Origin of the sequence: Rhodopseudomonas sp. AAP120, from assembly GCF_001295845.1 — a bacterium.
GTDB lineage: Bacteria > Pseudomonadota > Alphaproteobacteria > Rhizobiales > Xanthobacteraceae > Rhodopseudomonas.
Genome location: NZ_LJIC01000043.1, coordinates 1 through 22,765 on the forward strand (window position 1 = coordinate 1; position 22,765 = coordinate 22,765).

Consider the following 22,765-nt stretch of genomic DNA (forward strand, 5'->3'; position numbering starts at 1 on the left):
CAAGGACTCCGCCGTCCACGTTTCTCTTTCTTCTTCTCAACTTGTCAAACAGCCCGAGACCACGAAGGCCTCACACCCTAAGGAGGGTGCCTACCCTACACCGACAATGATCAACGCCAACCGATAACTCTCGGCTGTTGCGTCACTCATCGAAGTGAGGATGCATCAAAGGCGCCAATCTCTCCCTTGGCCGAAGAGCCAAGAGAGGAAGCCCGACCCGCGGGCAGCGCGTAGATGTGTGTATAGCCCCTCACTTTCGGGGCTGCAAGCGGAAAAATGAAAGTTTCACGAATTTCTCGGGTCCGGGCCGCGAACGCATCAGAGGCGCTGCATTGCCTCCCCACTGCGACCATGGTTCGGCCTCAGCTCGCGGACAATGCGCGCCTCGGATAGCGGCGCAGGACCAACCGGCGGACCACGATCATCAGCCGGTCGCCTCATGCGCAATGGGCGACGGCGGTCCACACCGCACGCCGCCCTGACGCCTCTTACCTGCAGCGGAACCGGCCGTGGCGATAGTAACCGTGGCAACGATGGCCCCGGTGATAGCGATAGCGTGGGCCCTGGTTCGGGATACCGAGCACGCCATTCACGGCGCCTACAGCACCGCCGACGCCGGCTCCGATGGCGCCACCCACAGCGCCACCAATCGGGCCGGCGGCGCGATTACCCCGATAGGCCCCCTCCTCGGCACCCCGAACGATGCCCTGGGAATGACCCGCGGTAGGAATGGCAAGCAGGCCCAGCGCCAGCGCGGCCGCAGCCAGCGTCGCCTTCAGCGGCCGATGATCAAGGGCAAGCGCCTTCGTTGTCGTCTTCATTGGAATCCATCCTTCGGATTGTCCCCGAGCGATCGTCGGAGTCGATATGCGGAGCGTCAACCCGCTGTCGCAACTTCGGTTCCATTCGGCCGTGTTTCCGCCTCACCGTCGTCTTCGCCGCGCCCGCCGCCTGAGCGAATTAACAATGCTCGCGGTTTTCTCGCCGCGACGCAGCCGCCACTGGAAACGACGATGGTCGCTGCGCATATTACCGCCGGGGACGGCTCACAAGTTGGAAGGACCGGGCCGAGGAGGCCGGAATTCATGCGTACGTTTCTCGCTTCCCTCACCGCTCTGATCCTGCTGGCGGCCGCCGGCTCCGCGCAGGCCAAGATCGCCATCACCGTCGACAAAGACAATCAGGAGATGACAGTCGCGGTCGACGGCGTCGAACGCTACCGATGGCCGGTCTCGACTGGCAATCCGTCGCACGAGACTCCGAACGGATCATTCCAGACCTTCCGAATGGAGCCGGATCACTACTCCAAGGAATTCGACGACGCGCCGATGCCGCACGCGATCTTCTTCACCAAGCGCGGCCACGCCATCCACGGCACCGACGCGGCCGGAAAGCTGGGCGTGCCGGTGTCACACGGCTGCGTGCGCCTGTCGCGGGACAATGCGGCGACGCTCTACGCTTTGGTGGAGAAAGACGGCGTTCTCAATACCACCGTGACCCTGACCGGTTCGTCGCGTGTCGCGCTGGCGAAGCTGCAGAGCAAGCCTGGCACCGCCGTGGCCCGACGCGGACCGGCACCGACTTACGACGGCACGGGCGAGCCGGTCGAACTGGCTCCGTCCGCGCAGCCGCGGGTCGCAGGGCCGCAAGTCGCCGACGACGGCTACATCTACCCCGCCGACGGCGATGACGGACGTCGTTATCCGGCCCCGCCCGGTTATCGACGCGCCTACGGCCAGCCGCAATATCAGCCGCAGTACCAGTATCAATATTCCGATGACGACAGCTACGGCCGCCCGGCCTACGCTCCGCGAGGCTACCAGCCGCGCGGTTACTTCGGTGGCTACTCGGCTTACTGACGGTCCGATCCCGGCGAATGAAACGCGCGATAGTGCAACCGCTCGCGCGTTTCTCCCCTCCCTATTCCTCGCCCTCGCGCAGCCGGCGCCACACCGCGCCGAGCACATTGGAATAGTCGTCGGTCCATACCCGCTGGTGCGGACGGGGCTCGGTCAGGGTCCAGAACTGCGATGAGGCGATGCTGCCGACATCCTCCGGTTCGCGCGCGGAGATCACCACCGACGTCGAAAAAATATACTCCGCGTCGCGGTCGGAATCCTCCGAATAGCTCCAGCTCTTCAGCCCGTTGGCGGTCGCAATGCCGACCACAACGCTGGTCAGTTCGAGGTGCCGGTTGGAGACATGCATCAGCACCGCGCCCTGCGGGGTCAGCTTGGACTTGTAGATCGCCATCGCCTCACGGGTGGCGAGATGAATCGGGATCGCGTCCGACGAATAGGCGTCGACAATAATCAGATCGTAGGTGCCGTTCGGCTCGTTGGCGAAAGTCAGCCGCGCATCGCCCATCACCGGCTGCAGGTCCGGCGCGCACTTGCTCACATAGGTGAAGTATTTCGGGTCGCGTGCGGTGTCGACCATCGACTGGTCGATCTCGAAGAACTTCCACGTTTCGCCGGGCTGCGACGCGCAGGCCAGCGAGCCCGAGCCGAGCCCGATCACTGCAACGCGCAGCGGCTCGCCCTTCCGGGCGCGGATTGCCGCAATCCCCTGCCCGATGCCGCCGTCCTTGTAGTAATAGGTGATCGGCTCCGGCCGGTCAGTGATCGGTGTGCCGTCGTCGTTCTGCATCTTCTCGGCGCCGTGGATGGTGGTGCCGTGCAGCAGCACGTGATACTGGCCGTTCGACGTCACCTGGATCTTGTGCACCCCGAAGAAGCTGCGCACCGTATCGACCCGGCCGTCGTCGGACGGGTACAGCCGGATCAACGCCAGCGCCAGCACCACGGTGGCGAACACCTTCCACCGGCTGGCTCGCAGCACCAGCGCGGCGAACACTGCCACCGCCGCAACGTCGCCGACGATCAGCATGCGGTTGATGCTGATCCAGTCGTAGATCTTGCCGGACGCAAACGCTGGAGCGACCAGGGCCGCCGCCAGCGCCGCCAGGAAGGCCCAGTACCAGCGCGTCCATTGCGGCACGCGCTCGACCACCAGCGGCCGGCACAAAACAGCGAGCGCCAGCAGGATCGGATACTCGGCGATCCAGGAGAAGCTGTAAGGCGCGACCAGTCCGGCGAACAGGCCGCCGACCATACCGCCGAACGACAGCGCCACGTAGAAGCCGGTGAGATGACGCGCGTCCGGCCGGGTCCGCGCCAATTCGCCGTGGCACGCCATGGCGATGACAAAGAACGAGATCAGGTGCCCGGCCAGCATCACCAGCAGATTGGCCGTGCCCGTATAGGCCAGCAGGATCGCAATCACGGCGATTGCCAGCGGCTGCAGCGCCAGCATCCATTTGTGCGGCAGCAGTGGCCGCGACTGGAACACCAGCACCCACGTCAGCAAATACAGTGACAGCGGCAGCACCCACAGCAGCGGGGCTGCCGCGACATCGGTCGAGATATGCGCCGTGACGGCGATCAGCAGGCCGGACGGCACTGCGGCCAGGAACACCCAACGCAACCGGAGCATCCAGGACGGCGCGACCGCGGCAGCACTGTCGTCGGCGGCGCCGGCAGCAATGTCCATCTTCGGCGAGCGCAGCAGCAGATAGCCGCAGGCGGCGATCAGCAGGATCAGCAGGCCGTAGCCGCCGGTCCACACCAGGTTCTGCGAGCGGAGCGTCAAGGTGGGCTCGAGCAGCACCGGATAAGACAGCAGAGCCAGGAAGCTGCCGATGTTGGACGAGGCATAGAGGAAATACGGGTCCGGCCCGTTGGGATGACCGGTGCGGACGAACCAGGCCTGGAGCAGCGGATTGTTGGCGGCCAACGCGAAGAACGGCAGGCCGATCGACACCGCGAACAGGCCGAGCAGCCAGAACGCGTAGCCGCTGGCGGGCGGCGTGCCCCAGCCGGTGGCGATCGCCAGCGGCAGGGTCAGCATGGCCGCCATCAGCAGCAGCAGGTGGATCGCGATCGGGATCACCCGGTTGCGGAACTGGCTGATGTAATGCGCATAGGCGTAACCGCCGAGCAGCAGCGACTGGAAAAACACCATCGCCACCGACCACACCGCCGGCGAGCCGCCGAGCCGCGGCAGCACCATTTTGGTGAACAAAGGCTGCACTGAGAACAGCAGCAGTGCGCTGGTGAAGATCGCGGCGGTGTAGACGATCAGAATCACCCGGTCGCGCGCCTCCGAATTGTGGCGGGCGGCGGGGAGCAACGGCTCGGTCATGCGGTCTCCAACGTGGACGATCCGGCGAAGCCGGTGCAGACATTCTCAAACGCGTAGCCGCCGCGGAAGCAACGTTCCGTTCGCCTGCTCCGGCCGGGCGGATCTTCCGCTCGACCATTGCAGAACCGCGCCCCGCCATCCACTCGGATCACGCTGCCGCGACGTTGTGCCTTGCCGGCCGACTCCCCCGGGTGCGCAACCACCAAGTCTCTGATAGACAAGCCGTCGATAGGCAAATCTTTGATGACAGACAGAGGGTCCGCGGTCCCGGCGCGGCAACGCCCGTCTCGATCGTCCGGAACGCTGATGCTTGGCCCTTGGTGACATCGATGTCCGATTATGACGTGCTGATCATCGGTGCCGGCCACAACGGGCTCACCTGCGCCGCCTATCTGGCGCAGGCCGGGCTGAAGGTGAAGGTGGTCGAGCGCCGCAGCGTCATCGGTGGGGCAGCCGTCACCCAGGAGTTTCACCCGGGTTTTCGGAACTCGGTCGCCAGTTACACCGTCAGCCTGCTCAACCCCAAGGTGATCGCCGACCTGCGGCTGCACGACCATGGGCTCCGCATCGTCGAGCGCCGGGCGCAGAACTTTTTGCCGACGCCGAGCGGCCAATATTTCCTCACCGGCGCCAGATACACAGCCAGATCGGTGGCGCATCTCAGCAAGCGCGACGCTGCCCGCATCGACGGCTTCGCAGCGGAGTTGGAGCAGATCGCCGACGTGCTGCGGCAATTCGTTCTGCGCGCGCCGCCCAATCTGGTCGAGCACTTCGGCGTCGGGGCGATCCGGGAAGGCCTGGCAGCCTTTGGCGTCGCCAACCGCCTGCGAACGCTGACGCTGGAGCAGCAGCGGCTGCTGCTCGACCTGTTCACCTGCTCGGCCGGCGAGATGCTCGACGCGCGGTTCGAACATGATCTGGTCAAGGCGCTGTTCGGCTTCGACGCCATCGTGGGCAATTACGCCAGCCCCTACGCGGCGGGATCCGCCTACGTGATGCTGCACCACGCCTTTGGCGAGGTGAACGGCAAAAAGGGCGTCTGGGGTCACGCCATCGGCGGCATGGGCGCCATCACCCAGGCGATGGCCGCCGCCGCCCACGGGGCCGGCGCCGAGATCGAGACCGCAATCGGCGTCCGCGAGGTGCTGGTGGAAAAGGACCGCGTCGTCGGGGTGACGCTCGACGACGGGCGCAGCATCCGGGCCAAATACGTCGCGTCGAACCTCAATCCGAAGCTGCTGTACACGCGTCTGCTGCCGAAGGACGCGCTCCCGAATGACTTTCGCCGGCGCATGAAGGCCTGGAAGAACGGCTCCGGCACTTTCCGGATGAACGTCGCGCTGTCGGGCCTCCCCTCGTTCAAGGCCCTGCCCGGGACCGGCGATCACCTCACCGCCGGCATCATCATCGCGCCCAGCCTCGGCTACATGGACCGCGCCTGGAGCGACGCCAGGCAGCACGGCTGGAGCCGCGAGCCGGTGGTTGAGATGCTGATCCCCTCGACGTTGGACGATTCGCTGGCTCCGGACGGCCGACACGTTGCCAGCCTGTTCTGCCAGCACGTCGCCCCGCAGCTGCCGGGCGGCGCGTCCTGGGACGCGCACCGCGACGAGGTCGCCGACCTGATGATCGCGACGGTCGACCGCTATGCCCCGGGCTTCGCCGCCAGTGTGCTCGGCCGCCAGATCCTGTCGCCGCTCGATCTCGAGCGCGACTTCGGGCTACTCGGCGGCGACATCTTCCACGGCGCGCTCAGCCTGAACCAATTGTTCTCGGCGCGCCCGATGCTCGGCCATGCCGACTATCGCGGCCCGCTGAAGGGCCTCTATCACTGTGGCAGCGGTGCCCATCCCGGCGGCGGCGTCACCGGCGCCCCGGGCCACAACGCGGCGGCCGCCATCCTCAGCGATCACCGCAGCCTGTTCACAGCGCGTGGATAGAACTGTGCGCAAGCCTGTGGATATGTTGCGGAAAGCTTGTGAGTTCAGCCGCGCAAACAGCGTTTGGCTTCGGCGATTTGGGCCCAGCTGTAGCCGTTCTTGATGGCCCAGGCGATCGACTTGGCCTTGCCGTGCTCAGCCACGTGGTAACGGATGGTGGCGCAATCGACCGGGATCGGCGCAGCGGCCTGATCGGCCGCGAAGGCAGCCGGCATGCTGGTCGGAGCCAGCAGGGCGGACATCGCGGTCAATGCGGCCAGACCCTTGCGCCGGATGGCGCGCGAAAACAGAACGTCGTTGGCGTTGATCATCACACCTCAATGGGCTGATCTGGTTGGGGGATGGCTGCGGTCGCTCACGGAGACGGGCAGCGGCGCGCACGAAATGGCGTGAGATCAAGGCCACAACATGACCGTGTGCCTCACGGGACACATCGCACCGCCAGGAAAAGGCCGCCCAGTGGAGCCCGCAGGACACTCAGGGATCACTTGAACTCCTGCGCAAACCACGCGAACGGCTCCGCAGCGAGCTGAATCCACGCCTTCAAGCCTGTGCGTAAGTCATGGACAAAACCTGTCTTTCCGGCGCACAAGCTGTGGATCCCGTGTTGATAAAGCGCTCGAACGCGCGCCCTCGAACCTGCCGGAACTCCGATGCCCGATCCTGCTCCCACCGTTCGCGCCAGCTTTGTCCTCGGCGACGAGGCCACCGCCCGGCGCGTATCCGACCTGCTCGGCGAATGCTTCGACGAGGCGGAGATGGCGATCGCGGCGTTCGAGCGGCCGGACCGCAGTTGGGAGATCGCGCTGCATTTCGGCGAGCAGCCGAATCTCGATGCGATCCGCGATCTGGTGGCGCAGGCCGCCGGCGCGGATGCCGCCAAGGCAATCACCATGGAGACCATCGCGGCCAAGGATTGGGTGGCGGCGAGCCTCGAAGGACTCGTGCCGGTGCCGGCCGGTCGCTTCGTCGTTCACGGCAGCCACGACCGCGAGCGCATTCCGCCCAACAAGCTCGGCATCGAGATCGAGGCCGCGCTCGCATTCGGCACCGGCCATCACGGCACCACGCGCGGCTGCCTGACGCTGCTCGATCTGGTGCTGCGCGCCGGGCCGCCGCGCAGCGTGCTCGATCTCGGCACCGGCACCGGCGTGCTGGCGATCGCTGCCGCCAAGGCGCTGCGCCAGCCGGTGTTGGCCACCGATATCGATCGTCAATCAGTTGCGGTGGCCAAGGAAAATGCGCGGCTCAACGGCGTCGGCAATCTGGTGATCGCCGAATGGGCCACTGGCTTCGCGTCGCCGGTGTTCGCCGCGCATGCGCCGTTCGATCTGGTGCTGGCCAACATCCTGGCCAATCCGTTGCGCGCGCTGGCTCAGCCGATGTCGGAGCATCTGGCGCCGTCGGCGCTGGTGATCCTGTCGGGGCTGCTGCAGCCGCAGGCGCAGAGCGTGATCGCGGCCTATCGGGCGCGCGGCTGTGTGCTGCTGCGGCAGATCGTGATCGAAGGCTGGAGCAGCCTGCTGCTGGCGAAAACCTTCTGAGGCAAACCTGTGGCAGGCCTAATCGGCCGGCTTGGTCGGGAACCGCACGTGGACGCCTTGGTTCGGGGGAGCCTTTTTCACACGCGAGTCGGACAAGCGGTCCAACATCTGGCTGATCATACCGCGGGGCTTCTTGTCGTCGGTCTCGGGCCGGGCGACGGAGTTCGGACGAACGGGCGGTGCGATCTTCTCGAATGAAAAAGCTGGCATGTGTATCCCCTCATCGTTGAGTTGAGACACTCCCGGGTTGATCCCGGACGCGTTATCTGAGTGCGGGCGCACTCGCGCCTGTTGCTTGCAGGCCCGATAAATCAAGCATAACTCATGCCATAAGCAAAGCTTTTCGCAGGCATGTTGTTTCACGCAGCAAGGGAAACAGAGAGCGATGTTCGAAGCGCACTTCCAGACCTTCGAGGATCCCGAAGCCGGCGTCGCGCTCGGCGCGCGGCTGTCCGCGCTGCGTGAGGAGCTGGCCCGCCGCAAGCTCACCGGCTTCGTCGTGCCGCGCGCAGATCAGCAACAGAATGAATATGTTGCGCCATCCGAAGAGCGGCTCGCGTGGCTCACCGGCTTCACAGGATCGGCAGGACTCGCGGTCGTGCTGGTGCGCCAAGCCGCCGTGTTCGTCGATGGCCGCTACACGCTGCAGGCCGCCAAGCAGGTCGACACCACGGCGTGGGCGATCGAGTCGCTGGTCGAACCGCCGCCGGAGCGCTGGCTGGAAGCGCATCTGCAGGCAGGCGACCGCCTCGGATTTGATCCGTGGCTGCACACTTCTTCGGCAGTCGAACGACTGCAGGCCGCCTGCGCCAAGGCCGGCGCGGAGTTGATCGCGGTCGACAGCAATCCGATCGACGCGGTGTGGCACGAGCGCCCCGCCCCGCCGCTCGGCGCGGTCAGCATTCACGGCGCGGAATTCTCCGGCGAGAGCGAAGCCGCCAAGCTTGGCCGCATCCATGACGAGCTCGGCCGGCTGAAGGCCGACGCGCTGGTGCTGTCGGATTCGCACGCGGTGGCCTGGACCTTCAACATCCGCGGCGCCGACGTCTCGCATACGCCGCTGCCCCTCTCTTACGCGCTGGTGCCGAAGGACGGCCGCCCGACCGTGTTCATCGACGCGCGCAAACTATCGAACAGCGCCCGCGATCATCTCGAACAGACCGCCGACGTCGCCGAGCCGTCGGCGCTCGCCCCGGCGCTGCAGGCGTTGGCGCAGAGCGGCGCGTCGATCGCACTCGACAGCGCCACCGCGGCCGATGCGCTGACCCGGCTGATCAAGGAGGCCGGCGGCAAGCCGCTGCGCGGCGCCGATCCGGTGGCGCTACTCAAGGCAGTGAAGAACGAGGTCGAGATCGCCGGCACCCGCACGGCGCATCAGCGCGACGCGGTGGCGCTGGCGCGCTTCCTCGCCTTCATCGATGCCGAAGCGCCGAAGGGCACGCTGACGGAGATCGATGCGGTCGAGGCGCTGGAGAGCTTTCGCCGCGACACCGGCGCGCTCAAGGACGTCTCGTTTCCGACCATCTCCGGCACCGGGCCGAACGGCGCGATCGTGCATTATCGCGTCACCCGCAAGACCAACCGCCGCATCCAGCCCGGCGATCTGTTGCTGATCGATTCCGGCGCGCAATATCAGGACGGCACCACCGACGTCACCCGCACCATCGCGGTGGGCGATCCGACCGCCGAGATGCGCGACCGCTTCACCCGGGTGCTGCGCGGCCACATCGCGATCGCCCGCGCGGTCTTCCCCGACGGCACCACCGGCGCGCAGCTCGACACGCTGGCACGGCAATTCCTCTGGCAGGCCGGCATCGACTTCGAGCACGGCACCGGCCACGGCGTCGGCTCCTATCTGTCGGTGCACGAAGGCCCGGCGCGGATCTCCAAGCTCGGCACCACGCCGCTGAAGCGCGGCATGATCCTGTCCAACGAGCCCGGCTACTACAAGACCGACGCCTTCGGCATCCGCATCGAGAACCTCGAACTGGTCGTCGAGAAACAGGTCGAAGGCGCCGAGAAGCCGATGAACGCTTTCGAGACCCTGACCTTCGCACCGATCGACCGCCGGCTGATCGACCTCGCGATGCTGAGCCAGAAGGAACTCGCCTGGCTCAACGCCTACCACGCCCGCGTCCGCGAGCTGGTGCGCCCGCATCTCGACGGCCCGACGCAACTCTGGCTGGACCAAGCGACGGCGCCGCTGCAGCACTAATTCTCCCCGTGCCCCGGACGCGCCGCAAGACGCAGTGCTCCCCCTCGTGCCCCGGACGCGCTGCAGCACGCAGTGCTGCTGCGCATATCCGGGGCCCCGGTTTCTTGGAGGCAATGTCGAAAGAACCGGGGTCCCGCATCTGCAGCGCAGCGCTGGCGCGCTGCGCTTTGTGCGGGACACGGGGGATCCGCCGCCGTCCCGCATGACCTGATCCCACAGCGGGGATGTGCTGACCCGGCACGCTAGACCTTTCGCTGAGCTCGACTCAGCGGCGGCGCCGCTCCAGTACTACCCCTCCGTGCCCCGGACGCGCTGCAGCACGCAGTGCTGCTGCGCTGATCCGGGGCCCCGGTTATCGCGCGGCATGCTTGCGACAAAACCGGGGTCCCGCATCTGCGGCGCACCGCTGGCGCGATGCGCCTTGTGCGGGACACGGGGTGGTCTTCCCGCGCGAGCGGCGCAATGGGTCTCGCCCCCTCCCCGCATAGCCGTATGCCGAAAACGGCCTGTTAGGGCTCATCCGGCACGGTACAGTCGTTTGCTCACCGACACTTCACCCAGCAGCACGCGTCAGGAACCGCCCCTTCATGCACGGCATCGTCGGCAGATACGGCAGGATCGACGCCAGCTTGCGTGACCGGCCGCCGTCGAAATTGCTGCTGCTGCTCCTGGTGCTGATGAACGGCGCGGCGCCGATCGCGCTGTATATCTTCGTGCCGGCGCTGCCGATCCTCGCGCAGGATTTCGCCAGCGACATCTCGGTCGCGCAGATGACCGTATCGCTCTACATGGTCGGGCTGGGCTGCTCGCAGCTGATCATGGGGCCGCTGTCGGACCGCTTCGGCCGACGCCCGGTGCTGCTCGGCGGGCTGACCTTGATGGTGATCGCCAGCATCGGCTGCATCTTCGCCCAGACGCTGCCGCAACTGATCGCCGCGCGGTTCTTCCAGGCGCTCGGCGGCGCGTCCGGCATGGTGATCAGCCGCGCGGTGATCCGCGATCTCTACAGCCGCGAGCGCGTCGGCGGCATGCTCAGCCTGGTCATCGCCGTGATGATGATCGCGCAGATGCTGTCGCCGCTGTTCGGCGGTCTGATCGAGACCGCGCTCGGCTGGCGCGCGATATTCTACGTCGTCACCGCCGGCGCCGTGATCGTCGCGGCCGCGATCGCGCTGGCGCTGCCGGAAACGCGGCGCCGCGGCGGGGCCACCGCGCCCGGCAGTTTTCGCGGCGACGTCGGCGCGTTGTTCACCAGCCGCGCCTTCATCGGTTACGTGCTGTGCCAGGTGCTGGCGTCGGCGATCATCTTCACCTTCGCGGGCGGCGGGCCTTACGTCGTGGTGACGCAGATGGGCCGGACCAGCGCCGAATACGGCGCATGGTTCGCCAGCTCCGGCTTCGCCTATCTGCTCGGCAACTTGTTCTGCGTGCGGTTCTCGCCGCGCTACTCGCTCGACAAGCTGATCTGGTTCGGCCTCGCGATGCAGATCGGCGGCGCGGCGCTCAATCTGATCTGGGGCGTGCTGGGCTGGAATCAGGTGCCGAGCTGGTTATTCCTGACCCACATGATCATCATGTTCGGCATCGCCAGCGTCATGGCCAACGCCACCGCCGGCGCGATCAGCATCCGCCCGCAGGCCGCCGGAACCGCGTCCGGCCTGATAGGCTTCACCCAATTCGGCATCGGCTCGCTGTGCTCGCAATTCGGCGCCTATCTGGGCGGCCACTTCGCCACGCCGCTGCCGCTCAACATCGCAATATTTGGTCTCGCACTGGCCTGCGCCGCCTCGATGATCTTCCTGGTGCCGCGCAGCAACCTGGTGCCGAGCGAAGAGCTGATCGAACGCGCGGAAAGCGAAGAGCCACCGGTGATGTGAGGCGCGGCTCTCGTCGACCGCCCCACCCCTCCCCAAGTCATTCCGGGGCGGCCGCCGCGCAGCGGCGGACGAACCCGGAATCTCGATGAGTTCATCCGCGGCGGCCATCCCGCAGCAACTGCGACGAGAGGCTATCCCCCGATCAGCGCCAGCCACTCGTCTTCGGTCAGCACCGCGACGCCGAGGTCGCGGGCCTTGGTCAGTTTCGAGCCGGCGTCTTCGCCGGCCACCACGTAGTCGGTCTTCTTCGACACGGAGCCGGCAACCTTGGCGCCCAGCCGCTCGGCTGCGGCCTTGGCTTCGTCGCGGGTGAATTTCGACAGCGAGCCGGTGAACACCACGGTCTTGCCGGCGACGGCGGTGTCGCGCTTGACCTTCTCGGCGGGAAGCACCTCGGCGAGTTCGGCGAGAAGCGCATCCAGCGCCGCACGGTTGCGAGTTTCGGCGAAGAACTCGACAACGGCCTCGGCGACGACGTCGCCGATGCCGGCGATGTTGTCGAGATCCTGATACGCCTCCGAGGTGTTGCCTTCCTCCGTCTGCGCATCGGCGGCGGCACGCATCGCCTCAAGGAAAGCGTCGAGCGTGCCATAGTGCCGCGCCAGCAGCTTGGCGTTGCCCTCGCCGACATGGCGGATGCCGAGCGCGAAGATCAGCCGGTGCAGTTCGATCGTCCGCCGCGCGTCGATCGCGGCGAACAGATTGCGCACCGAGGTTTCGCCGTAGCCTTCCAGCTCCTCGATCTTCAATTCGGCATTACGCGCCTTCAGCGTGAAGATGTCGGCCGGCTCCGTCACCCAGCCGCGCTCGTGGAACAGCTCGATTTGCTTCTCGCCGAGACCATCGATATCGAACGCGAGCCTTGAGACGAAATGTTTCAGCCGCTCCACTGCCTGCGCCGGACAGATCAGCGCCCCGGTGCAGCGCCACACCGCCTCGCCCTCTTCGCGCACGGCGTGGCTATGGCAGATCGGGCACTTGTGGGGGAAGCTGTAAGGCTTGGCCGACGCCGGCCGCTTCTCCATCACCACATTGACGATCTGCGGAATGACGTCGCCGGCGCGCTGTACCACCACGGTGTCGCCTTCGCGGATATCGACGCCGTCGCGTAGTGGCGAGCCGTCGTTGCCGAGGCCCTTGATGTAGTCCTCGTTGTGCAGCGTCGCGTTCTGCACCACGACGCCGCCGACCGTCACCGGCTGCAGCCGCGCCACTGGCGTCATCGCGCCGGTGCGGCCGACCTGGATGTCGATTTTCTCCAGCACCGTGGTCGCCTGCTCGGCAGCAAACTTGTGCGCGATCGCCCAGCGCGGGCTGCGCGACACGAAGCCGAGCCGCTCCTGATAATCGAGCCGGTCGACCTTGTAGACGACGCCGTCGATGTCGTAGGGCAGCGACGCGCGCTGCTCGCCGATCCGGCGATAGAATTTCAGCGCGTCCTCGACGCTGTGGCACTGCGTGATCTCGGGATTGACCACAAAGCCGGCGTGATCCAGCCACTGCAGCATCTTGTGCTGGGTCGGCTCCGGCATCGGATAGTCGCTCATCTCGCCCCACGCATAGGCGAAAAACTTTAGCGGCCGCGATGCGGTGATCGCGACGTCCTTCTGCCGCAAGGAGCCCGCGGCGGAGTTGCGCGGATTGGCGAATACGGTGTCGCCGGCTTCTTCCTGGCGCTTGTTGAGCGCGAGGAAGTCCTGCTTCAGCATGTAGACCTCGCCGCGCAACTCGCAGGCGGCGGGAATGGCTTTGCCCTTCAGCGTATTCGGAATGTCCTGGATGGTGCGGACATTGGCGGTGACGTCCTCGCCGGTGAAGCCGTCGCCGCGTGTGGCGGCGCGGACCAGCTCGCCGTTCTCGTAACGCAACGACAGCGACAGGCCGTCGATCTTCGGTTCAGCGACGATCGCCGGCACCGCATCGAGCTTGAGGAAGCGTCGCACGCGCTCCACGAACTCGGTGACCTCCTCATCACTGAAGGCATTTCCGAGCGACAGCATCGGCACCGCGTGCTGCACCTTGGCAAAACCGCGCGCCGGCGCCGCGCCGACGGTCTGGGTCGGCGACGAGGCGCTGACGAGATCGGGAAATTTCGCTTCGATCGCCTCGAGCCGCCGCCGCAACGCGTCGTACTCCGCGTCGGAAATCTTCGGCGCGTCGTGCTGATAGTAAGCGGCGTTGTGCCCCTCGATCTCCAGCCGCAGCCGCGTCAGCTCGATCTTGGCCTTGGCCTTGGTGAGCTTGGCGATGTCGGTCGGGGCGGGTTTCGGCGGCTTGGTCATGACCGATCGATACAATGGCGGCTTCGGAAGCGCCACCCGCTCCTCTGGTGAGCGGCCTACCCCGCCGCCTTGATCAGACGATCCGCCGCCGCTCTCGCTTCTGCGGTAATCTCCGCGCCGGCCAGCATGCGGGCGATCTCTTCGCGGCGGTGGTCCTGTTCCAGGGCGGCGACGCGGGTGGCGACGCGTTTGCCTTTGTCGAGGGCAGCTTTGGAGATCAGCAGATGCTGGTCAGCGCGGGCGGCGACCTGCGGCGCGTGGGTCACGGCCATGACCTGGACCTTGGAGGCCAGCCGCGCCAAGCGGCCGCCGATCGCGTCCGCGACGGCGCCGCCGACGCCGGTGTCGATTTCGTCGAACACCAGGGTCGGCGCCGAGCCTTTGTCGGACAGCACCACCTTCAGCGCCAGCAGGAAGCGCGACAGCTCGCCGCCCGAGGCGACCTTCATCATCGGACCCGGCCGCGTGCCCGGATTGGTCTGGACCCAGAACTCGACGCGGTCGATGCCCTGCGGGCCGGCGGCCGCGGCGTCGGCCTCGACCTGGGTCATGAACTTGGCGCGTTCCAGCTTCAGCGGCGCGAGCTCGCCGTTCACCGCCTTGTTGAGCTTCTCGGCCGCCTTGCTGCGGGCTGCGGAGAGCTTGGACGCGGCGGCGCTGTAGCGGCCGTCCGCCTCGCCGGCCGCCTTCTCCAGCGCGACCAGCCGGTCGGCGCCGGCGTCGATCAGCGCGACGTCGGCGGCGTATTTGGCGGCCAGCGCGGCGAGCCCGTCGACCGGCGTCGAATACTTGCGTGCCGCGGCGCGTAGCGCAAACAGCCGCTCCTCGATCCGCTCCAGCTCGAGCGGGTCGAAATCGGTGGCGGCGAGCGCGGCGTTGAGATGCTGGTCGGCCTCTTCCAGCGCGTTGAGCGCGGTGTCGATCGCCTTGACGGCCGGCTCGATCAGCTGCGGCGCAGAGCCGGCGCGGCGCTCCAGCCGGCGCACCGCGGAGGCCAATGCGGCGACCGGCGAATGATGGCCGCCGACGACTTCCTGCGCCTCGCGCAAATCGGCGGCGATCTTCTCGCCCTGCATCATGGCGGTGCGGCGCTCGGCCAGCGACGTTTCCTCGCCGTCCTTGGGCGCGAGTTGCTTCAGTTCATCAGAGGCGTGGCGCAGATAGTCGGCCTCGCGGGCGGCGCGCGCCATGCCGGCGCGATGCTCGTCGAGCGCAGCGCGCGCGGTGCGGCGGCCTTCCCACAGCGTCTCCAGCGCGGCGACGTCCTTCTCCAGCCCGGCGAAGGCATCGAGCAGGCGGCGGTGGGTGGCGGCATCGACCAACGCGCGCTCGTCGTGCTGGCCGTGGATTTCGACCAGCGCGGCGCCGACCGCCTTGAGGGTCTGCACGCTGACCGACTGGTCGTTGATGAAGGCGCGGGTGCGGCCGTCGGCGAGCTGAACGCGGCGCAAAATCATCTCGCCGGCATCCTCCTCGTCGCGATCATCGAGGCCGTTGGCTGCCAGGATCGCGAAAGCCGGATGGCCCTTGGCGAGATCGAAGGTGGCGGTGACCTGGCCGTGCTCGGCGCCGTGGCGGACCAGCGCGGCCTCGCCGCGGCCGCCCAGCGCCAGCGCAAACGCATCCAGCAGAATCGATTTGCCCGCCCCGGTTTCGCCGGTCAGCACCGCGAGGCCGCGGGAAAACTCGATGTCGAGCCGCTCGATCAACACGATATCGCGGATCGACAGGCGGGCGAGCATGTGCGGTCAGTCCTATCCGAGACCGAGCTTTTTGAAGGACTTGCTGATCCAGGAGCCCTTGTTCTCGGTGGGTTCGAGTCCCCCCGACTTTACAAGATTATAAGCGTCTTTGTACCAGCGGCTGTCAGGAAAATTGTGGCCAAGCACGGCGGCCGCAGTCTGCGCCTCGCCGACGATGCCGATCGCCATATAGGCCTCGGTCAGGCGGGCCAGCGCTTCCTCGACGTGGCGGGTGGTCTGATAGCGCGTTACGACGGTCTTGAAGCGATTGATCGCCGCCGCATAGTCGCGCTTCTCCATGTAGAAGCGGCCGACGTCCATTTCCTTGCCGGCGAGCTGGTCGCGGGCGCCTTCCAGCTTCTGCTTGGCCTGGTTGGCATATTCGGAGGTCGGATACTTGCGAATCACCTCTTCCAGCGCGGCGATCGCCTTCTCGGTGCGGCCCTGGTCGCGGGAGATGTCGGGGATCTGGTCGTAATGCGACGCGGCGATCAGGTACTGCGCATAGGCGGCGTCCGGGCTGCCCGGATGCAGCGTGACGTAGCGGGTCGCCGAGCCGATGCAATTGTCGTAGTCGCCGGCCTGATAATACGAATAGGCCGACATTAGCAGGGATTTGCGCGCCCAATCCGAATACGGGTGCTGCCGGTCGACTTCCTCGAACTTCTTGGACGCGGCCTTGAGGTCCTTGTCCTTGTTCATCAGGTACAAGCCCTCATTGTAGAGCTTGTCGGCCGGCTCGTCGTTGAACTTGTCCTCGTCCTTCGCCAGGAATTTGTCCCACAGCGCGCCGGTGCCGCAGCCGCCGAGCGGCAGCGCCAGCATCGCCAGACTGGCCATCAGGGGAAGACTGCGCCAGAAGCGGTGGCTTCCGCGCGAGACCAGCCTGTTTCGCAGTGCAAGCCGCTGTGCCGACATCAATTCCAACCTGACCAACTGGAGAACGTTGCGCTTCGGCGCTGGGACGAGCCATTAAGGCTCGCATCACCGGCCTGCCCCCGAAGCATCGAGCCAACCACCCGGCTATTTAGCCGAAAAAGGTTATGGGACCAACCGGGTAAGCAGGCATTCCGCCGGGAATAAGGCGATCGCACGGCGGCGTGCGAGAGGCGGGCAAACGAGGCGCGGTGTGACTTCCGGCAGGAGAGAAACGTCCGATCGCGAGATCAGGACATGTCCGGACCGTAGGCCGGCGCAACCATGCCGCCGACCAGACCGGTGACGGCTTCGGCAGGCCCTCGGACCGCGCGACGCGCCGGCTCGGATTCGACCACCCGGTAGGCCGTACGATCGGCCAGCAGCGCGGTCAGCACCGAATGGTTGAGCTTGTGGCCACCCCGGACCGAGCGATAGGCGCCGAGGATCGGCAGGCCGGCCAGCGCAAGGTCGCCGATCGCGTCGAGCAGCTTGTGGCGGGCGCATTCATCGGCGTAGCGCAGACCTTCGACATTCAGCAGGCGCTCGTCGTCGAACACCACCGAGTTCTCGAACGAGGCGCCGCGGGCGTAGCCCATTTCCCAAAGCCGCGCGACATCGCTCATGCAGCCGAAGGTGCGGGCGCGGGCGACTTCACGGCGGAACGCTTCAGGCTCGACGCCGAGGGTGTAGCTCTGCTGGCCGATCACCGGATTGGAGAAGTCGATCTCGACCTCGACACGAAAGCCGCCGGCATGAGGACGAAGCTCGCCGACCGACTTGCCCTGGGTGACGCGGATCGGCTTGAGAACCTGGATGAAACGACGGGGAGCGGACTGTTCCCGGACGCCGGCTTGATCGATCGCGGCGACGAACGGGGCGGCGCTGCCGTCCATGATCGGAACTTCGGGGCCGTCGACTTCGATGGTGGCGTTGTCGATGCCCATGCCGCGCAGCGCGGCCAGAACATGCTCGGCAGTGGAGACCAGCGGGCCTTCACTGTCGCCGAGCACGGTGGCAAGTTCGGTGGCGACAACCGATTTAGCGGTGGCGGCGATCTCGCGGTCCGCACCTTCGAGGCCGGTCCGGACAAAAACATAACCCGCGTCGATGGATGCGGGCCCGATGGTAAGATTGACTGGCAGACCGGAATGCACACCTACGCCCGTCACCGTGGCTTGCGAACGCAGCGTTGTCTGCCGGCTGAATTTCATGCGTAAACCGCCCACCATTGACCACCAGCCAGTCCGGCCCGAACGTCTTTCTGATCTCTTCTCAAGATCTTGTCCGGCGACTCGACCGTGTGTCCCCAAGTCCGGAAAACCATAGCACCGCCCCAAAGAGCGCCAACTCACGCTTTTTTACGGATTGTTACCCCAACTCCGCCGCATTACCGCCGCCCCTGCCTTGAATTCAGACGCAAAGATGGCAGCGATCGTTCCCTTCCCGACCGTCGAAATTTCAAATTTACCTTTTATATCAACCATCTAACTCATTCCCTCGCCTTCGCATCGCACAAAAAACAAGACCCCGGAGGCGGCCCTCCGGGGTCTTGTCATTGTTTGAAATGAGGCACTGGATCAGTTTGCCTGCCGCCGCAGGAAGGCGGGGATATCCAGATGGTCATCCCCCTGTGGCGCTTGGGATACAGGTGCCGGGCGGCCGTGAAGGTCGAGCCCCTGCGGCGCCGGACGCTTGGCATATTCCGAAACCGGGTCATGCCCCATCTGCTCCGCGACGCTGCGCTGCGGCCGGCGTTCCGGCAGCGGCGGCATCTGCGGCACCGCGGGTGCGGCAGCGACACGGACCGGCGGAGCCGCTTCCGCTTCGTCGTCGCGGCGGCTGAGGCCGTTGGCGAGCCGCTGCAGCAGCGACAGCCGGGTCTTCTGCGGCTCGTCATCGGTCTCGCCGCGGGCAGCCTGACGGATCTCGTTCTGTGCCGGCACCGGCAGCTCGTCGAACCGCGGCATGCGCGGCGACCGCAGAGCCGCCCGATCGGGCTGCTGCGGAATGAACGAATCCGGAGTTTCCGGCTCCTCGGACACCGCACGGGTCTGCTCCAGGTCGGGGAACAGCGACGGCTTCTGCGGAATCGGGCGGACGGTCACGTCGCCATAGGAGGCCGGACCAACCGGGGCCTGCGCGACCTGCGGGGCCGGCATCTGCTCGGTGCTGACGGCCGCGGCGATCGCGGCCAGCGCCGCGCGCTCGACGTTCGGATTGCGCTGAGCCGGCGCCATCGCGACCGCAGTCGGAGCGGGAGCAGCCTGCGCCGCACGGGCGGCGGCGGCTTCGGCGATGCGCTGGTTGTCGGCGCGGAGCTTGGCAGTCAGTTCAGCCAGACGGCTGTCCGCCGGCGCAGCAGCCTGGGCAGCCGCGCCGGCCGCGGCTGCGTTCCGCGACAACTGAGCCTGCTCGATGCCGGTCGCCACGACCGACACGCGGATGATGCCATCGAGGCTCTCGTCGAAGGTGGCGCCGACGATGATGTTGGCGTCCTGATCGACTTCCTCACGGATGCGGGTTGCGGCCTCATCCACTTCGAACAGCGTCAGATCCTTGCCGCCGGTGATCGAGATCAACAGGCCGCGGGCGCCCTTCATCGAGGAATCGTCGATCAGCGGATTGGCGATCGCGGCCTCGGCAGCGGTCAGCGCGCGCTTCTCGCCGGAGGCTTCGCCGGTGCCCATCATCGCCTTGCCCATTTCGCGCATCACGGCGCGGACGTCGGCGAAGTCGAGGTTGATCAGGCCTTCCTTGACCATCAGGTCGGTGATGCAGGCGACGCCCGAGTACAGCACCTGGTCGGCCATCGCGAAGGCGTCGGCGAAGGTGGTCTTCTCGTTGGCGACCCGGAACAGATTCTGGTTCGGGATGATCAGCAGCGTGTCGACGACTTTGTGCAGCTCGGTGATGCCGGACTCAGCGGTCCGCATCCGGCGCGCGCCTTCGAAGTGGAACGGCTTGGTGACGACGCCGACGGTGAGGATGCCCATCTCGCGCGCGGCCTTGGCGATCACCGGCGCGGCGCCGGTGCCGGTGCCGCCGCCCATGCCGGCGGTAACGAACACCATGTTGGCGCCGTTGAGATGATCGCGAATCTCGTCAATCACTTCCTGCGCTGCAGCAGAGCCGACATCGGGCTGCGAGCCGGCGCCGAGCCCCTGGGTCACCTGCGTGCCCATCTGGATCAGCCGCTGCGCCTTCGACATCGTCAACGCCTGCGCGTCGGTGTTGGCGACCACGAAATCAACGCCGTCGAGACCGGCGGTGATCATGTTGTTGACCGCATTACCGCCGGCGCCGCCGACGCCGAACACGGTGATCCGGGGCCGCAGCTCGCGAATGTCAGGAACGTTGAGATTGATGGTCATGGTTGCCTCTCGATTACGCGCGCGTTGGTTCGTGAAGTCCCCGGCAAGTCGCCTGGACAATCTGTGATGGCGGAAGGGGGCGGAAAAGAGTCATCAAAAGCCCTCGCGCAGCCAGCGGCCGACCTTGCCGAAGTAACCGGCCTGATCGGCGCTGCGGACCTGGCGGGAATGCCGCGGCTCGATGTGCTCCAGATGGGCGTATTGCGGATAGACCAGCAGGCCCGTGGGAACCGCGAAAGATGCGCTCTTGGCTTCCTGCGGAAGCCGGCCGAAGCCGAGCGGACGGCCGACGCGTACCGGACGGCCGAGAATGCGAGTGGCGAGTTCGGGGATGCCGGTCAGTTGCGACGCGCCGCCGCTCAGAACCACGCGGGCGCGCGGCTCAGCAGCAAACGGCGAATCCGCCAGCCGGTCCCTGACCATCTCAAAAATCTCCTCGGCGCGATGCCGGATGATGTTCGCGATCGTCGCGCGGGAGATCACCTGCGGGGTGTCCCGCTCATTGTCTCCGGCGGCCGGAATCGACATCAGTTCGCGCGCATCAGAGCCGCCGATTAGCACCGTGCCATATAACGTCTTGATTCGCTCGGCATCCGCAATGCACGCGCCGAGTCCGCGCGCGAGATCCATCGTGATGTGGTGGCCGCCGAGCGCGAACCCGCTCGAATGTACGAAGCGGCCGCCCGAATAGATCGCCATCGTGGTGGTGCCGGCACCCATCTCGATCAGCGCGGCGCCGAGATCGGCCTCGTCGTCGGTCAGCACCGACAGTCCGGCCACGTAGGGACTCGCCGCCATCGCCTCGACGTTGAGGTGGCAGCGCTCGACCGCCAGCATGATATTCTTGGCGACCGTGGCGTCGGTGGTAACGACGTTCATGTCGACGCCGAACTGGCGCGCCACCATGCCGCGCGGATCGCGGATGCCCTTGACGCCGTCGAGCGTGTAGCCGACCGGCAGCGCGTGCAGCACGGCACGGCCGGGCGCGGTGGCGTGATGCATGCCGGTCGACGTCACGCGGCTGACGTCGTCGGAGTTGACCGCGCCACCCTTGATGTCGGCGGCCGCTTCAATCAGCTGGCCCTGCAGGCGGCCGGCGGAGACCGACAACAACACCGACTCGACCCGCACTTTGGCCATGCGCTCGGCGAGCGCAACGGCGTGGCGGATCGCCTTCTCGCACTCGACCATGTCGACGACGGCGCCGGCCTTGACGCCGCGCGACTGGATCTGGCTGTAGCCGACCAGTTCGACGGCGTGCGTGCGACCGCGCAGCGCGTCCTTCGGCGGCGACGGCCTCAGCCGCGCGATCATGCAGGCGATCTTGCTGGTGCCGATGTCGAGCGACGCCGCCATCGCGGTCCGATGCGGCGGCATCGGGCGGGTCTTCGGAGTCTGAGTGCGATCGAAGCCGGTCACGCGTCACCAGCCTTCTTTTTGGACTTCTTGTCCTTGAACAGCTCTTCGCGCGCCTTCGCCGCATCGTCCGACAGCCGCACCGTCAGCCGGTCCGGCAGCCGCATGTCGATCGCCGTGATATCGCGCGAGAACAACTTGCCCTCCTGATCGAGCTTGCTCAGCGTCGCCAGCGAATTGCCCACGTCCTGCTCCGGCAGCCGGATGACAAGTCCGCTGCTCAGCCAGACATTCCAACGCCGCTCGCCGACCAGGGCGACGGCCCGGGCCTGCGCCTGGATCTGCGGGTAGCGCGCCAGCAGTGCGAGGAAATCCTTGGCACGGGTTCCCGCCCCTTTGCCGACCACCAGCGGCAGCGACATGAAGCGCCGCGCCACATAAGGCTCGAGCACGGCGCCATCGTCGGCGATCACCGCGGTGCGGCCATCGAGTTGCCACCGCGCGAAGGCGGTGCGCTCGACGATGTCGATCTGCAGCTCGCCCGGATAGAATTTCAGCACCGTGGCGTCCGCGATCCACGGGTTGGCCTTCAGCTTGTCGCGCACCGCGGCGGCATCGAGGAACAGCAGTGACGAGCGGCCGGTGACGCCGCCGATCGCCAGCACTTCGTCCTGCGTCAGCTGCTTGCGGCCGCTGATCGCGACCTGCTGGATGCGGAAGCCGGCGATGTTGGCGATGGCATTGCGGGCGTCATCCAGCCCCTGCACGAATTCATCGACGTGACCGCCCTTGACGATGCCGAGCCCGGCGCTGCCCATCAGGATCAGCACAGTGGCGACGACGCCGATGCGGCGCGGGGTGTATTTCTCGAGCGTCGCGATCAGCCCACCGGGCTGCTCGGGACGGACCAGCCGGGTCGGGCGCGGCTCGGGCCGCTTGCGACGCGCCCAGCGGTGGCGCAACAATGCAACGACCGCCACTGCGACCGCTTTTAGGTCAGATTGAAACCCCGACAGTCGCGACGACCGGGCGAGGCGCCCTCCACCATGCATTGCTAGAGCTCGTACTCGTTATGCCCGCAACCAACCGGGCTAAGGCGCAAGCGGCGTCTCGGTGCTGCGCGAACGCGCAATGACGAGGCAGAACGTCCGCCCGGTCATGCCTCGCCAGCCGAGCGCCAACATGCGCAGCCAGCGTTAACCTTCGGCCCAACTGGTAAACAAAAAGTAAAGGCTGCCGAATCAGGGCCGGATTTGTTGCGATTCATGAGGGATTTGGCGGGTGAATCGGTAGATTTGCAGGGGTTCCGGCGGAACC

General features: G+C 66.5%; 15 protein-coding genes. 5 read left to right on the top strand and 10 right to left on the bottom strand.

What is annotated here, in order from left to right; genetic code table 11:
- Positions 1–488: 488 nt before the first annotated feature.
- Complete coding sequence (locus IP86_RS07655; RefSeq protein WP_054161923.1) at positions 489–821, bottom strand: hypothetical protein; 333 nt, start codon at positions 819–821, stop codon at positions 489–491.
- A 264-nt stretch (positions 822–1,085) separates the two neighbouring features.
- Here IP86_RS07655 and IP86_RS07660 point away from each other — a divergent pair, with 264 nt between their 5' ends.
- Complete coding sequence (locus IP86_RS07660; protein ID WP_054161924.1) at positions 1,086–1,859, top strand: L,D-transpeptidase; 774 nt, start codon at positions 1,086–1,088, stop codon at positions 1,857–1,859.
- 61 nt (positions 1,860–1,920) lie between these two features.
- On the opposite strand, the gene IP86_RS07665 is transcribed toward IP86_RS07660, so the two are convergent.
- On the bottom strand, positions 1,921–4,203 hold the full coding sequence (locus tag IP86_RS07665) for a spermidine synthase (RefSeq protein WP_054161925.1): 2,283 nt from the start codon (positions 4,201–4,203) through the stop codon (positions 1,921–1,923).
- A 329-nt stretch (positions 4,204–4,532) separates the two neighbouring features.
- Here IP86_RS07665 and IP86_RS07670 point away from each other — a divergent pair, with 329 nt between their 5' ends.
- Positions 4,533–6,143, top strand: a complete 1,611-nt coding sequence (locus IP86_RS07670; RefSeq protein WP_054161926.1) for a phytoene desaturase family protein — start codon at positions 4,533–4,535, stop codon at positions 6,141–6,143.
- Between the two features lie 44 nt (positions 6,144–6,187).
- On the opposite strand, the gene IP86_RS07675 is transcribed toward IP86_RS07670, so the two are convergent.
- Positions 6,188–6,454 (bottom strand): hypothetical protein, encoded by a 267-nt coding sequence (locus IP86_RS07675; RefSeq protein WP_054161927.1) that lies wholly within the window; start codon positions 6,452–6,454, stop codon positions 6,188–6,190.
- 342 nt (positions 6,455–6,796) lie between these two features.
- Here IP86_RS07675 and IP86_RS07680 point away from each other — a divergent pair, with 342 nt between their 5' ends.
- The 3 genes from IP86_RS07680 (at position 6,797) to IP86_RS07695 (ending at position 11,779) form a co-directional block, all read left to right on the top strand.
- A complete protein-coding gene (locus tag IP86_RS07680; RefSeq protein WP_054161928.1) occupies positions 6,797–7,687 on the top strand; it encodes a 50S ribosomal protein L11 methyltransferase in 891 nt (296 codons plus the stop codon).
- Positions 7,688–8,072: 385 nt separating this feature from the next.
- On the top strand, positions 8,073–9,902 hold the full coding sequence (locus IP86_RS07690; RefSeq protein WP_054161929.1) for an aminopeptidase P family protein: 1,830 nt from the start codon (positions 8,073–8,075) through the stop codon (positions 9,900–9,902).
- Positions 9,903–10,489: 587 nt separating this feature from the next.
- A complete protein-coding gene (locus tag IP86_RS07695; protein WP_054161930.1) occupies positions 10,490–11,779 on the top strand; it encodes a multidrug effflux MFS transporter in 1,290 nt (429 codons plus the stop codon).
- 131 nt (positions 11,780–11,910) lie between these two features.
- Here the strand turns inward: IP86_RS07695 and ligA are convergent, their stop codons facing one another.
- The 7 genes from ligA to IP86_RS07730 form a co-directional block, all read right to left on the bottom strand.
- Complete coding sequence (gene ligA, locus IP86_RS07700; protein WP_054161931.1) at positions 11,911–14,061, bottom strand: NAD-dependent DNA ligase LigA; 2,151 nt, start codon at positions 14,059–14,061, stop codon at positions 11,911–11,913.
- Between the two features lie 56 nt (positions 14,062–14,117).
- Positions 14,118–15,803 (bottom strand): DNA repair protein RecN, encoded by a 1,686-nt coding sequence (gene recN / locus IP86_RS07705; RefSeq protein WP_054161932.1) that lies wholly within the window; start codon positions 15,801–15,803, stop codon positions 14,118–14,120.
- 12 nt (positions 15,804–15,815) lie between these two features.
- Positions 15,816–16,721 (bottom strand): outer membrane protein assembly factor BamD, encoded by a 906-nt coding sequence (locus IP86_RS07710; protein WP_054161933.1) that lies wholly within the window; start codon positions 16,719–16,721, stop codon positions 15,816–15,818.
- A 248-nt stretch (positions 16,722–16,969) separates the two neighbouring features.
- Positions 16,970–17,932: a UDP-3-O-acyl-N-acetylglucosamine deacetylase gene (lpxC, locus tag IP86_RS07715; RefSeq protein ID WP_054161934.1), complete on the bottom strand. Its 963-nt coding sequence runs from the start codon at positions 17,930–17,932 to the stop codon at positions 16,970–16,972.
- Between the two features lie 366 nt (positions 17,933–18,298).
- Positions 18,299–20,092: a cell division protein FtsZ gene (gene ftsZ / locus IP86_RS07720; RefSeq protein WP_054161935.1), complete on the bottom strand. Its 1,794-nt coding sequence runs from the start codon at positions 20,090–20,092 to the stop codon at positions 18,299–18,301.
- A 93-nt stretch (positions 20,093–20,185) separates the two neighbouring features.
- Positions 20,186–21,511 carry a cell division protein FtsA gene (ftsA, locus tag IP86_RS07725; protein WP_054161936.1) on the bottom strand — a complete coding sequence of 442 codons (1,326 nt, stop codon included), beginning with the start codon at positions 21,509–21,511 and terminating at the stop codon, positions 20,186–20,188.
- Complete coding sequence (locus IP86_RS07730) at positions 21,508–22,500, bottom strand: cell division protein FtsQ/DivIB (protein WP_054161937.1); 993 nt, start codon at positions 22,498–22,500, stop codon at positions 21,508–21,510. Before IP86_RS07730 ends, ftsA begins: the two co-directional genes overlap by 4 nt.
- Positions 22,501–22,765: the final 265 nt, after the last annotated feature.